This window comes from Actibacterium naphthalenivorans, from assembly GCF_014196965.1.
GTDB classification, from domain to species: Bacteria; Pseudomonadota; Alphaproteobacteria; order Rhodobacterales; family Rhodobacteraceae; genus Actibacterium_A; species Actibacterium_A naphthalenivorans.
The window spans coordinates 973,959-985,503 of record NZ_JACIEQ010000001.1 but is presented as its reverse complement, the minus strand read 5'-3'; the positions used below and the strand labels follow the sequence as shown (position 1 = coordinate 985,503).

At 63.8% G+C, this 11,545-nt stretch carries 15 protein-coding genes; 10 read left to right on the top strand and 5 right to left on the bottom strand.

What is annotated here, in order from left to right:
• Positions 1–13 precede the first annotated feature (13 nt).
• A complete protein-coding gene (mdh, locus tag GGR17_RS04825; protein ID WP_054537870.1) occupies positions 14–976 on the bottom strand; it encodes a malate dehydrogenase in 963 nt (320 codons plus the stop codon).
• 155 nt (positions 977–1,131) lie between these two features.
• Between mdh and GGR17_RS04820 the strand changes: the two genes are divergently transcribed.
• From GGR17_RS04820 to GGR17_RS04775, 10 genes are all read left to right on the top strand, one after another.
• On the top strand, positions 1,132–1,887 hold the full coding sequence (locus tag GGR17_RS04820; protein WP_054540290.1) for a sulfite exporter TauE/SafE family protein: 756 nt from the start codon (positions 1,132–1,134) through the stop codon (positions 1,885–1,887).
• 118 nt (positions 1,888–2,005) lie between these two features.
• Positions 2,006–2,857, top strand: a complete 852-nt coding sequence (locus tag GGR17_RS04815; protein ID WP_054537871.1) for an HpcH/HpaI aldolase/citrate lyase family protein — start codon at positions 2,006–2,008, stop codon at positions 2,855–2,857.
• Positions 2,858–2,899: 42 nt separating this feature from the next.
• Positions 2,900–3,448 carry an NnrU family protein gene (locus tag GGR17_RS04810; RefSeq protein ID WP_054540291.1) on the top strand — a complete coding sequence of 183 codons (549 nt, stop codon included), beginning with the start codon at positions 2,900–2,902 and terminating at the stop codon, positions 3,446–3,448.
• A gap of 5 nt (positions 3,449–3,453) precedes the next feature.
• Complete coding sequence (locus GGR17_RS04805; RefSeq protein ID WP_037209631.1) at positions 3,454–3,657, top strand: DUF1737 domain-containing protein; 204 nt, start codon at positions 3,454–3,456, stop codon at positions 3,655–3,657.
• Between the two features lie 2 nt (positions 3,658–3,659).
• Positions 3,660–4,694 carry a MaoC family dehydratase gene (locus GGR17_RS04800; RefSeq protein ID WP_054537872.1) on the top strand — a complete coding sequence of 345 codons (1,035 nt, stop codon included), beginning with the start codon at positions 3,660–3,662 and terminating at the stop codon, positions 4,692–4,694.
• A gap of 169 nt (positions 4,695–4,863) precedes the next feature.
• The gene (gene sdhC, locus GGR17_RS04795) at positions 4,864–5,247 is read left to right on the top strand and encodes a succinate dehydrogenase, cytochrome b556 subunit (protein WP_054537873.1); all 384 of its coding nucleotides are present in this window, start codon (positions 4,864–4,866) and stop codon (positions 5,245–5,247) included.
• A 13-nt stretch (positions 5,248–5,260) separates the two neighbouring features.
• Entirely contained in the window at positions 5,261–5,632 is a 372-nt protein-coding gene (sdhD, locus tag GGR17_RS04790) for a succinate dehydrogenase, hydrophobic membrane anchor protein (protein ID WP_037209625.1), read from the top strand.
• 15 nt (positions 5,633–5,647) lie between these two features.
• Entirely contained in the window at positions 5,648–7,453 is a 1,806-nt protein-coding gene (sdhA, locus tag GGR17_RS04785; RefSeq protein ID WP_054537874.1) for a succinate dehydrogenase flavoprotein subunit, read from the top strand.
• Between the two features lie 12 nt (positions 7,454–7,465).
• Positions 7,466–8,245: a succinate dehydrogenase iron-sulfur subunit gene (locus tag GGR17_RS04780; protein ID WP_037209622.1), complete on the top strand. Its 780-nt coding sequence runs from the start codon at positions 7,466–7,468 to the stop codon at positions 8,243–8,245.
• Positions 8,246–8,257: 12 nt separating this feature from the next.
• Entirely contained in the window at positions 8,258–8,977 is a 720-nt protein-coding gene (locus tag GGR17_RS04775; protein ID WP_255353373.1) for a ZIP family metal transporter, read from the top strand.
• A gap of 12 nt (positions 8,978–8,989) precedes the next feature.
• On the opposite strand, the gene GGR17_RS04770 is transcribed toward GGR17_RS04775, so the two are convergent.
• Genes GGR17_RS04770 through GGR17_RS04755 form a run of 4 tightly spaced genes read right to left on the bottom strand, consistent with a single transcriptional unit; the run spans position 8,990 to position 11,524 of the window.
• Complete coding sequence (locus GGR17_RS04770) at positions 8,990–9,439, bottom strand: hypothetical protein (RefSeq protein WP_157445495.1); 450 nt, start codon at positions 9,437–9,439, stop codon at positions 8,990–8,992.
• A gap of 46 nt (positions 9,440–9,485) precedes the next feature.
• Complete coding sequence (locus GGR17_RS04765; RefSeq protein WP_054537876.1) at positions 9,486–10,469, bottom strand: aldo/keto reductase; 984 nt, start codon at positions 10,467–10,469, stop codon at positions 9,486–9,488.
• A gap of 17 nt (positions 10,470–10,486) precedes the next feature.
• Positions 10,487–11,191 (bottom strand): purine-nucleoside phosphorylase, encoded by a 705-nt coding sequence (gene deoD / locus GGR17_RS04760; RefSeq protein WP_054537877.1) that lies wholly within the window; start codon positions 11,189–11,191, stop codon positions 10,487–10,489.
• Positions 11,192–11,200: 9 nt separating this feature from the next.
• Complete coding sequence (locus GGR17_RS04755; RefSeq protein ID WP_054537878.1) at positions 11,201–11,524, bottom strand: H-NS histone family protein; 324 nt, start codon at positions 11,522–11,524, stop codon at positions 11,201–11,203.
• Between the last annotated feature and the right edge of the window lie 21 nt (positions 11,525–11,545).

The following is an 11,545-nucleotide window of genomic DNA, read 5'->3' as shown; positions in this document are numbered from 1 at the left end:
GTAGGGCCGAGGCTCAGGCCAGGGTGCTGTCGATGCCCTTGCAGGCCGCGACGAGGCCCTTCACCGCGTCGACCGACTTGTCGAACATCACCTGCTCGTCCTTGTTGAGCTTGATGTCCACGACCTTTTCGATGCCGGCCGCGCCGATGATGGTGGGCACGCCCACATACATGCCCTTCAGGCCGAATTCGCCATCGCAGTAGGCGGCGCAGGGCAGCAGGCGCTTCTGGTCTTTCAGATAGGCCTCTGCCATTTCGATCGCCGAGGTGGCGGGCGCATAGAAAGCAGAGCCGGTTTTCAGCAGGCCGACAATCTCGGCGCCGCCGTCGCGGGTGCGCTGTACGATCGCATCCAGCTTGTCCTGGGTGGTCCAGCCCATCTCGACCAGATCGGGCAGCGGAATGCCGGCAACGGTGGAGTAGCGCGCAAGCGGCACCATGGTATCGCCGTGGCCGCCAAGCACGAAGGCGGTGACGTCTTTCATCGAGACGCCGAATTCGACGCTGAGGAAATGGCGGAAGCGGGCGCTGTCGAGCACACCGGCCATGCCGACGACCTTGGCATGGGGCAGGCCGGAGAATTCGCGCAGGGCCCAGACCATCGCGTCCAGCGGATTGGTGATGCAGATCACGAAGGCGTCGGGGGCATGGGTGGCGATACCTTCGCCGACCGATTTCATGACCTTCAGGTTGATGCCCAGCAGGTCATCGCGGCTCATGCCCGGCTTGCGGGGCACGCCGGCGGTGACGATGCAGACGTCGGCGCCCGCGATATCGGCATAGTCGGTAGTGCCTTTCAGCGACGCGTCGAACCCTTCGGAGGGGCCGGATTCAGCGATATCAAGCGCCTTGCCCTGGGGGGTGCCATCGGCAATGTCGAACAGGACGACGTCGCCAAGTTCCTTGATCGCGGCCAGGTGGGCGAGCGTGCCGCCGATTTGTCCCGCGCCGATGAGAGCGATCTTGGGTCTGGACATGAGGTTATTCCCTGTCTGTTTGAATTGGCCGATGCCTAGCCATTCGCAACGCGTCGTGCAAGCCTGCTGCGGCGCGGCGGCGCTGCATCGGCGCTTTTGCTGGCGCTAACGTTAGGGTATGGCTGGAAAATGTGCAGGTTTTCGGGGTGGCGCGGATGTTGAGCATGGATACCTCTTTTTTCGCCCTGGCCATACCGGCGGTGATGTTCGCGGGTGTTTCCAAGGGCGGGTTCGGAGGGGGAGCGGCATTTGCCGCAACGCCGATTCTGGCGCTGATCCTGCCGCCGGCGCTGGCGCTGGGGATGATGCTGCCACTGCTGATGCTGGCCGACCTGGCCATGCTGGGGCCGTTCTGGCAGCAGTGGCACTGGCCCTGCGCGAAGCGGCTGATCCTGGGGGCGGTGCCCGGCGTGGTGCTGGGGGCGCTGCTTTACCGGGCTGCCGATCCCGATGTTTTCCGCCTGCTGATCGGCGTCATGGCGGTGCTGTTCGTGGCGTTTCAGCTGGCGATGCGGTTCAGGCTGTTCCGGTTCCGGGCGCAGCCGTTTTCGCCGCAGGTCGGCGCGGCGGCGGGGGTGGCGGCCGGGTTCACCAGCTTTGTCAGCCATGCGGGCGGGCCGCCGGTGGCGGTGTATCTTCTGGCCGAGGGGCTGGGAAAGACCGCGTTTCAGGCCACTACTGTTCTGGTGTTCTGGGTGGTCAATGCCCTGAAATTCGTTCCCTATTCCTTTCTGGGAATTTTCAGCGCCGATACGGTGAAGGCGGATCTGTATCTGGCGCCATTCATGCTGATCGGCGCGTGGCTCGGGGTAAAGGCGCATCGCATGGTGCCGGAGCGGGTGTTTTTCGGTATTACCTATACCCTGCTGACCCTGACTGGCAGCAAGCTGATCTGGGACGCGTTGACATAAATCAGCCCCGGCGCGCATCGCTTCATCAGGGGCAATTCTGCGCCGCGGCAAATCAAGGGTTGCCTGTTGCTGCGCAGATGTGATGGTTTGCGCAACAAAATTGCGGGAGAGAAGAATCATGGATCAGAACGCACGGCCTTACCGGTCTGTCCTATATATCCCCGGGTCCAAGGAACGGGCGCTGGACAAGGCGCGCGGCCTGGCGGTGGATGCGATCATCTTTGATCTGGAAGACGCGGTCGCGGTTGAGGAAAAGGCGAATGCCCGAACCTTGCTGGCCGAAACGCTGAAGGCGGGCGGCTATGGGGCGCGCGCAAAGATCGTGCGGATCAACGGGCTCGATACCGATTGGGGCCGGGCGGATATCGCGGCGGTCGCGGGCTGTGGGGCGGATGCGATCCTGATCCCGAAGGTGGGATCGGCGGCGGATGTTCAGGCGGTGGCCGAACTTGTCCCCGATGTGCCGCTCTGGGCGATGATGGAGACCTCGGCCGGGATGCTGCATGCCGAAGAGATCGCCGCGCATCCGCGCATGGCGGGTTTCGTGATGGGCACCAATGATCTGGCGAAAGAGCTGAAATGCCGGTTTCGGGCCGACCGGCTGCCGATGCTGACCGCGCTGCAGCTTTGCCTGATGGCGGCGCGGATGCACGGGATCGTGGCGGTGGACGGGGTTTATAATGCGTTCAAGGACGAAGAGGGGCTGAAGGCCGAATGTGATCAGGGCCGCGACATGGGCTTCGATGGCAAGACGCTGATCCATCCGGCGCAGGTGGCCATCGCCAACGCCGCCTTCGCCCCGACCGAAGAAGAGATTGATCTGGCCCGCCGTCAGATCGCCGCCTTCGAGGCGGCCGAGGCCGCAGGGCAGGGCGTGGCGGTTGTGGATGGCCGGATCGTGGAAAATCTGCATATCGTGACGGCAAGGGAAACCCTGGCCAAGGCAGAGGCTATTGCCGGGCTTGGATAAGCGCTATGATGTGAATGCATTTCACATTTGAGGAGAGACATGATGCCCCTGTTGATACTCGGTCTGCTGGTCTGGTCGGTCCCGCATCTGTTCAAGCGCCTGGCGCCGGAGATGCGGGCGGGACTGGGCGACAAGTTCAAGGGCGTCGTTGCCCTGCTGGTGGTTGCCGGCGTGGTGCTGATGGTGATCGGCTATCGCGGCGCCGAGGTGGTGCCGCTGTGGTATCCGCCAAGCTGGACGATGCATCTGACCGATCTGCTGATGCTCTTCGCCGTCGCGCTGTTCGGGCTTGGAAATTCCAAGAGCCGGTTGCGCGGCCGGTTGCGGCACCCGATGCTGCTGGGTGTGATCACATGGGCGGTGGGCCATCTGCTGGTGAATGGCGATCTGGCCTCGGTCGTGCTGTTCGGGGGCATGCTGATCTGGGCGGTTTTGTCGATCTTCGCGATCAACGCCCGCGAACCCGAGTGGGAGCGGTGGCAGGGTGGCAGCGTGGCAGGTGATATCCGGCTGGGTGTGATCACGGTTGTGGTCTATGCGGCCATCGCGGGGATCCACTACTGGATCGGCCCGTCGCCCTTTCCCATGTGATGCCGATGAAAGCCTATCGTTTGCTGACCGAGGAAGACACGTCGGCCTTTTGCCACAAGGTGACGGAGGCGCTGTCGAAGGGCTGGGTTCTTTATGGGGATCCGGCCTATGCCTTTGACGCGGCCACCGGAAAGATGCGCTGCGCACAGGCCGTGGTGAAGGACGTGGCGGGCGACTATGCGCCCGATGTGAAACTGGGAGCGTTGTGAGCATGGCCAAGACCAATCCGGGCCGGTTTTTCGAAGATTACAAGCTGGGGCAGGTGATCGCCCATGCGGTGCCGCGCACCCTGTCGGGCGGCGAGCGGGCGCTGTATCACGCGCTGTACCCGGCGCGGCATGCGCTTTATTCCTCGGATGACTTCGCGCGGGCCTGCGGCCTGCCCGCCGCGCCACTGGATGACATGATCGCCTTTCACACGGTGTTCGGAAAGACGGTGCCGGATGTTTCGCTGAACGCGGTGGCCAATCTGGGCTATGCCGAGGGGCGGTTTCTGATGCCGGTCTATCCGGGTGATACGCTGCGGTCCGAGAGCGAGGTGATCGGGCTGAAGCAGAACTCCAACGGTAAATCAGGGGTGGTTTACGTGCGGACGCGCGGGCTGAACCAGCGGGCAGAGGTGGTTCTGGAGTACATGCGCTGGGTGATGGTGCGCAAGCGCGACCCGGAGGCGGCGGCGCCCGACACGGTGATTCCGGCGCTGGCCGATGTCGTCGATCCGGGCGATCTGATGATCCCGCCGGGCCTGGATTTCAGCGGCTATGATTTCACATTGGCGGGCGAGCCGCATCGCTGGGGCGATTACGAGCCGGGTGAGACCATCGACCATGTCGATGGCGTGACCATCGAAGAGGCCGAGCACATGATCGCCACGCGGCTGTGGCAGAACACCGCCAAGGTGCATTTCGATGCCACCTTCCGGCCCGACGGCCAGCGGCTGATCTATGGCGGGCATGTGATCTCCATGGCCCGGGCACTTTCGTTCAACGGGCTGGCCAATGCGCAGATGATCGTGGGGCTGAACGGCGGAGCCCATGCCAACCCCTGTTTCAGCGGCGACACGGTGAAGGCCTGGTCGGAGGTGCTGGACAAGGCGGAAACCGATGCGCCGGGCGTTGGCGCGATCCGGCTGCGGTTGGTGGCGGTGAAGGGTGATGCGGAACCGTTCGCCCTGAAGGGGACGGACGGGAAATACAGCCCGGACGTTCTGCTGGACCTCGATTATTGGGCGCTGATGCCCCGGTAGGCCAGGGTGGGGGTTTTTGTGATCACGCAAGCAATTTGCGTGATCACAAAGCGGCACTTTTCGCGTCGGGAAGCTGAAATTCCGCATGTTCAGCGCTAACGAGCCGTGACTCGACGGAAAAAATCGGTAACACCACACCCAAGCTACCAGACAGAAAGAAGGTCCAATCATGGCAGACGTGAACCGGGGGAACCGGCCGCTTTCCCCCCACCTTCAGATTTACCGGCCGCAGCTTACCTCCATCACCTCGATCCTGACACGGATCACCGGCAATGCGCTGCTTGTGGGCGCGATCCTGGTCGTGTGGTGGTTCCTGGCGGCGGCGAGCGGGCCGGAATATTTCGCGTTCGCCGATGGTATCATCACATCCTGGCTGGGCGATCTGGTGATGTTCGGATCGGTCTGGGCGCTGTGGTATCACGCGCTGGCCGGTGTCCGGCATCTGATCTGGGATACGGGCCGCGGCCTGGAGCTGCCTGTCGCGATGAAGCTGGGCTGGGCTGCCATCATCGGGTCTGTCGTTCTGACGATCCTTACCGTTATCGTGATTTGAGGAGGGAAGCGGGATGGCATTTCTGACCGATCGCAAACGCGCCGTGGGCATGGGTGCGGCCCATTCCGGGGCGCATCACATGTGGGGCATGACCGTCAGCTCCGTGGCGCTGCTGATCCTGGTGCCGCTGTTCGTCTTCACCTTCGGGCCGATGCTGGGCAAGCCCTATGAAGAGGTGATCGCCTATTTCGAACATCCCTTCCCGGCGATCGTGGCGGCGCTGACCATCGTGGTGGGCTTCGTGCATTTCAAGAACGGGGTGCAGTCGCCGATCGAAGATTACACCGACGGGCTGACCCGCAAGATCCTGATCATTGCGATGACCTGCCTGAGCTACGCGGCGGCGGCGACGGGCGTGTTCGCCATCGCCCGTATCGCGCTTTAAGGAGCACCGAAAAACATGGCTGCATACGAATACGAGACGCATACCTATGACGTCGTGGTCGTTGGTGCGGGCGGCTCCGGCCTGCGCGCCACGCTGGGCATGGCCGAGCAGGGGCTGCGCACCGCCTGTGTGACCAAGGTTTTCCCGACACGGTCGCACACGGTTGCCGCCCAGGGCGGTATCGCCGCATCGCTGAGCAACATGGGCCCCGACAACTGGCAGTGGCACATGTATGACACGGTCAAGGGTTCGGACTGGCTGGGCGATACCGACGCGATGGAATATCTGGCGCGCGAGGCGCCCAAGGCCGTGTATGAGCTGGAGCATTACGGCGTTCCGTTCAGCCGCACCGAAGAGGGCAAGATCTATCAGCGCCCCTTTGGCGGCCATACCACCGAATTCGGCGAAGGCCCCCCGGTGCAGCGTACCTGCGCGGCGGCCGACCGCACCGGCCACGCCATTCTGCACACGCTCTATGGCCAGTCGCTGAAGAACAACGCCGAGTTCTACATCGAATATTTCGCCATCGACCTGATCATGTCGGAAGACGGGCAGTGTCAGGGCGTTGTCTGCTGGAAGCTGGATGATGGCACGATCCATGTGTTCAACGCCAAGATGGTCGTGCTGGCCACCGGCGGCTATGGCCGCGCCTATTTCAGCGCCACCTCGGCCCATACCTGCACCGGCGACGGTGGCGGCATGGCCGCGCGGGCCGGGCTGGCGCTGCAGGACATGGAATTCGTGCAGTTCCACCCCACCGGCATCTACGGTTCGGGCTGCCTGATCACCGAAGGCGCGCGCGGCGAGGGCGGATATCTGACCAACTCCGAAGGCGAGCGGTTCATGGAACGCTACGCGCCGACCTACAAGGATCTGGCGTCGCGCGATGTGGTCAGCCGCTGCATCACCATGGAAATCCGCGAAGGGCGCGGTGTGGGCCCCGAGAAGGACCATATGCACCTGCACCTGAACCACCTGCCGCCCGAAGCGCTGGCCGAACGCCTGCCCGGCATTTCGGAAAGCGCCCGGATCTTCGCCGGGGTGGATGTGACCAAGGAACCGATCCCGATCCTGCCGACCGTGCATTACAACATGGGCGGCATCCCCACCAACTATTGGGGCGAGGTTCTGAACCCGACCGCCGACAACCCGGACGCCATCGCGCCGGGCCTGATGGCCGTGGGCGAGGCGGGCTGCGCCTCGGTGCATGGGGCGAACCGGCTGGGCTCGAACTCGCTGATCGATCTGGTGGTGTTCGGTCGCGCCGCCGCAATCCGTGCCGCCAAGGTGGTGGATCCGGAAGCCGAGAACCCGGTGCTGAACCAGGCCTCGATCGACAAGGCGCTGGACCGGTTCGATACGCTGCGCAACGCCAACGGCTCGATCCCGACCGCCGATCTGCGGCTCGAGATGCAAAAGACGATGCAGGCCGACGCCGCCGTGTTCCGCACCGACAAATCGCTGGCCGAGGGCGTCGGGAAGATGCAGGCCGTCGCCGCCAAGATGGCCGACATCAAGGTTTCCGACCGCAGCCTGGTCTGGAACAGCGATCTGATGGAAACGCTGGAGCTGACCAACCTGATGCCCAACGCGCTGGCCACCATCGTCGGGGCCGAGGCGCGCAAGGAAAGCCGCGGCGCCCATGCGCATGAGGATTACCCCGATCGCGACGATGCCAACTGGCGCAAGCATTCGCTGGCCCGGATCGAAGGCAATACGGTACAGCTCGATTATCGCCCGGTTCACCTTGATCCTCTGACCACGCAGGATGAAGGTGGGATTGATCTGAAGAAAATCGCGCCCAAGGCGCGGATTTATTAAGGAGACGGAACGATGGTTCAATTCACGCTTCCGAAGAATTCCAAGATCAAGACCGGGAAGACCTGGCCCAAGCCCGAAGGCGCGACCAATGTGCGGAAGTTCCAGATTTACCGCTGGAACCCCGATGACGGGCAGAACCCGCAGGTAGACACGTATTTCGTGGATATGGATAGCTGCGGCCCGATGATCCTGGACGCGCTGATCAAGATCAAGAACGAGATCGACCCGACGCTGACCTTCCGCCGCTCGTGCCGCGAGGGCATCTGTGGATCCTGCGCGATGAATATCGACGGGATCAACACGCTGGCCTGCATCTATGGCATGGATGAGGTGAAGGGCGATGTGAAGATCTATCCGCTGCCGCATATGCCGGTGGTCAAGGATCTGATCCCCGATCTCACCCATTTCTACGCCCAGCATGCCAGCATCATGCCCTGGCTGGAAACCAAGACAAACCGCCCGCAGAAAGAGTGGCGCCAGTCGATCGAGGACCGCAAGAAGCTCGACGGGCTTTATGAATGCGTGATGTGCGCCTCCTGCTCGACCTCCTGCCCCAGCTACTGGTGGAACGGCGACCGCTATCTTGGCCCCGCCGCGCTGTTGCATGCCTATCGCTGGATCATCGACAGCCGCGACGAAGCCACGCCCGAGCGTCTGGATGATCTGGAAGATCCGTTCAAGCTCTACCGTTGCCACACGATCATGAACTGCGCCAAGACCTGCCCCAAGGGGCTGAACCCGGCCAAGGCGATTGCCGAGATCAAGAAGATGATGGTCGAGCGCGCGGTCTGACGGGCGCCGCGCGTGCTGCCCGAGAGCCTGGTCGGCGCGCTGTTGCTGTCGTCGATAGCGGGGGCCGCCATACCGGTCGGGGGCATCATCGCGGCCTTCGAGAATTTCCGGCCCGGCTGGATGGAGCGCGAGTTCCGGCATAGCGTCGTCGCCTTTGGCGGCGGCGTTCTGCTTTCGGCAGTGGCGCTGGTGTTGGTGCCGGAAGGGGCGGCACGGCTGCCGTCACCGGCCGCGCTGGCGCTGTTCGGCGCGGGCGGTTTCGTGTTCTTTCTGTTCGATCGCCGGTTGCATGAACACGGTGGATCGGGGGCGCAGCTTCTGGCGATGGTGCTGGATTTCGTGCCCGAGGCGATGGCCCTTGGCGCGATGCTGGTCAGCGATGCGGCCACGGCGCGGCTGCTGGCGCTGCTGATCGCGCTGCAAAACCTGCCCGAGGCGTTCAACGCCTACCGTGAGCTGAAATCCGGCTATGGACTGTCTGCCCGGCGTCTGATCGGCTTTTTCGCCGCGCTTGCCCTGCTTGGCCCGGCCGCCGCGTTGCTGGGCGAAGAGGTGCTGTTTGCCATGCCACGATTGCTGGGCGGCATCATGCTGTTCGCGGGTGGCGGCATTCTTTACCTCACCTTCGCCGACATCGCGCCGCAGGCCAAGCTGGAACGGCACTGGGCGCCGCCGCTCGGCGCGGTCGCGGGGTTCATGGTGGGCCTCGCCGGAGAGCTTTACGTGACCTAGGCCGCAGCGGCATCAGGGGAGTTGCGTGGCCCGCAGGGTGGCGCGGTCGATCGACCAGCGGATCAGTTTGGTCGGGCAGCACCGGGGATCGTCGGGTCCGAGGGTCAGGGTCGTTACCTCGATCCGGTCGGGAAAGAAGCGGGGATCTTGCGGCTCCATCCCGAACAGCCCCTGCAACGGGCCGACGAAGGCAAAGCCGTTTGCGCCCTTGCGGAAATAGCCGGTGGTCAGCTGGATTGCATTGCCGCCGGTCGGGCTGGATTGATACAGCAGTGCGATGGCTTCGGTCGCGCGGGCGCTGTCGGCACTGTCGGGCAGCCAGACGGCACCGCCGTCGCCGGTATAGGGGCCCAGCGTGCTGCCGATCAGCGCGCCCAGGTTGCCCCATTCATCGCTCTGGGCCAGAACCGGGGTGCCAAGGGCCATCAGTGCCATCAGGCAGGCAGATCTAAAAAACGTCATTTCAAATCCCTTCTGAAATACAGGCGCCCGGTCTGGCGCGCCGGGCCTAGCAATATCGTTCCACCCCGATGATTTGTGCGTCGCTGTAGCGATCGCCATGGGCAAAGCCGGCGGGCAGCAGCCGCTCGATTTCGGCGCGATCATCTTCGGTGAGGGCAATGTCGTACGCACCCAGCCATTCGCGCAGATGCGCGGCGCTGCGCGTGCCGGGGATCGGGATCAGGTGTTCGCCCTTGTCCAGCACCCAGGCCAGCGCCGCGGCGGAGACCGCCCAGCCGCGATCCCGGCAAAAGCGGCGGAACCCGTCGACGGCGGCAAGGTTGTAGCCGTAGTTCGGCTGGGTGAACCGCGGGTTGGTGCGGCGCCAGTCCTTCGGCTCCATCTGTTCGGGGTCCAGCGGCACCTCGCCCAGCATGCCGCGCGCCAGCGGTGAGAAGGGGATAAAGGCTACGCCAAGCTCCCGGCAGGTCTGGAGCAGGCCCAGTTCGGGCTGGCGGGACCACAGCGAATATTCGTTCTGCACCGCCATGCAGGGGTGCACCGCATGGGCCCGCCGCACGGTAGAGGGGGCAACCTCCGACAGGCCGTAGCCACCGATCAGCCCTTCGCCGATCAGCGTAGCCAGGGTTTCCACCACTTCTTCGACCGGCCGCTCCGCCTCGCGCCGGTGGATATAGTAAAGCTCCACATGGTCGCGGCCCAGCCGCTTCAACGAAGCTTCGAGTTCCGAGCGGATGTAATCGGCGGAATTGTCAAACCGGCGCGGCGGGCCGGGGACGATGCCGACCTTGGTGGCGATGGTGACCCGGGCCTTGCTTTCCGTCAGGAACCGGCCGACCACGTTTTCCGAGCGACCCATGCCATAGATATTGGCGGTATCGAAAAAGTCGATCCCGGCGTCGACGGCGGCTTGCATACAGGCCATGCTGGCGTCTTCGTCGGTGCTGCCGAAGAAGCCGGCAAAGCTCATGCAGCCCAGGCCGATGGCGCTGGCCTCGGGACCGGTGGCGCCAAGTCTGCGTTTTTGCATGTTCGTCTCTCCCAAGGTCAGGCGAAGGCGGCCTGAAGCGCGATTTCGACCATGGCGCCGAAGCCGGTTTCGCGATCTTCGGACGGCAGCGCCTGATGTGTCAGCAGGTGGTCCGATACGGTGAGCACCGCCAGCGCCCGGCGGCCATGGCGGGCGGCGAGATTGTACAGTTCCGCCGCCTCCATCTCGACCCCCAGAATGCCGTGGCGGACCATCTGTTCGTTCAGATCGGGGCGTTCATCGTAGAAAACGTCTGATGAATAGATGCCGCCGACATGGGTGGTAACGCCTTTGGCCGCCGCCGCATCCGCCGCCGCGCGCAGCAGCCCGTAATCGGCGCAGGGGGCAAAGTTCAGCTCTCTGAAAATGCCGCTCGACGGGGTGGAGAGGCTGGACGAGGTCATCGCGAGGATCACGTCGCGCAGTTTCACGGTTTCCTGCATCGCCCCGCAGGAGCCGATGCGGATCAGGGTTTGCGCGTTATACTCGGCGATCAGCTCGTTGGCGTAAATCGAGAGCGACGGCATGCCCATGCCCGAGCCGTGGATCGTGACCCGGTTTCCCTTCCACGTGCCGGTGAAACCCAGCATCCCGCGCACCTGGTTCACGCAGACAGGGTTTTCCAGAAACGTCTCGGCCGCCCATTTCGCACGATAAGGATCGCCGGGCAAAAGGACGGTTTCGGCGATGTCGCCGGGTTTCGCGCCGATGTGGATGGTCATCGTGGACCCTCAGATCGCCAGATCGCTCAGCGGTGTTCCGTTCTCGAGCGCTTCCTTCATCCAGCCGGGCGGGCGCCCCTTGCCGCTCCAGGTCTGGCTGGGGTTTTCGGGGTTGCGGTATTTCGCCGGCAGCTTGGTCTTTTTGGCGGGCTTGGCGCCATCGACAAGCGGCATCAACTCGTCCAGCGTGAAGCCATGGGTCTTGGCGGCTTGCTTGACGGCCTCGAGCGCTTTCTTCTTTTCCTCTACGGCCAGCCGATCCAGCGCCTTGTCGATCCGGCTGCGCAGCGCCAGCAGATCTTCGCGCGACATCGTGTTCAGGTCGGTGTTCATTGCGTACTCCCCAATTTATCC

Coding starts and splice junctions, on each gene's coding strand:
- sdhD (WP_037209625.1), top strand. CDS start 5,261: ATGGCATTTCTGACCGATCGCAAACGCGCCGTGGGCATGGGTGCGGCC.
- GGR17_RS04770 (WP_157445495.1), bottom strand. CDS start 9,439: ATGACGTTTTTTAGATCTGCCTGCCTGATGGCACTGATGGCCCTTGGC.
- GGR17_RS04805 (WP_037209631.1), top strand. CDS start 3,454: ATGAAAGCCTATCGTTTGCTGACCGAGGAAGACACGTCGGCCTTTTGC.
- GGR17_RS04810 (WP_054540291.1), top strand. CDS start 2,900: ATGCCCCTGTTGATACTCGGTCTGCTGGTCTGGTCGGTCCCGCATCTG.
- GGR17_RS04815 (WP_054537871.1), top strand. CDS start 2,006: ATGGATCAGAACGCACGGCCTTACCGGTCTGTCCTATATATCCCCGGG.
- mdh (WP_054537870.1), bottom strand. CDS start 976: ATGTCCAGACCCAAGATCGCTCTCATCGGCGCGGGACAAATCGGCGGC.
- sdhC (WP_054537873.1), top strand. CDS start 4,864: ATGGCAGACGTGAACCGGGGGAACCGGCCGCTTTCCCCCCACCTTCAG.
- deoD (WP_054537877.1), bottom strand. CDS start 11,191: ATGACCATCCACATCGGCGCGAAACCCGGCGACATCGCCGAAACCGTC.
- GGR17_RS04765 (WP_054537876.1), bottom strand. CDS start 10,469: ATGCAAAAACGCAGACTTGGCGCCACCGGTCCCGAGGCCAGCGCCATC.
- GGR17_RS04800 (WP_054537872.1), top strand. CDS start 3,660: ATGGCCAAGACCAATCCGGGCCGGTTTTTCGAAGATTACAAGCTGGGG.
- GGR17_RS04780 (WP_037209622.1), top strand. CDS start 7,466: ATGGTTCAATTCACGCTTCCGAAGAATTCCAAGATCAAGACCGGGAAG.
- sdhA (WP_054537874.1), top strand. CDS start 5,648: ATGGCTGCATACGAATACGAGACGCATACCTATGACGTCGTGGTCGTT.
- GGR17_RS04755 (WP_054537878.1), bottom strand. CDS start 11,524: ATGAACACCGACCTGAACACGATGTCGCGCGAAGATCTGCTGGCGCTG.
- GGR17_RS04820 (WP_054540290.1), top strand. CDS start 1,132: ATGTTGAGCATGGATACCTCTTTTTTCGCCCTGGCCATACCGGCGGTG.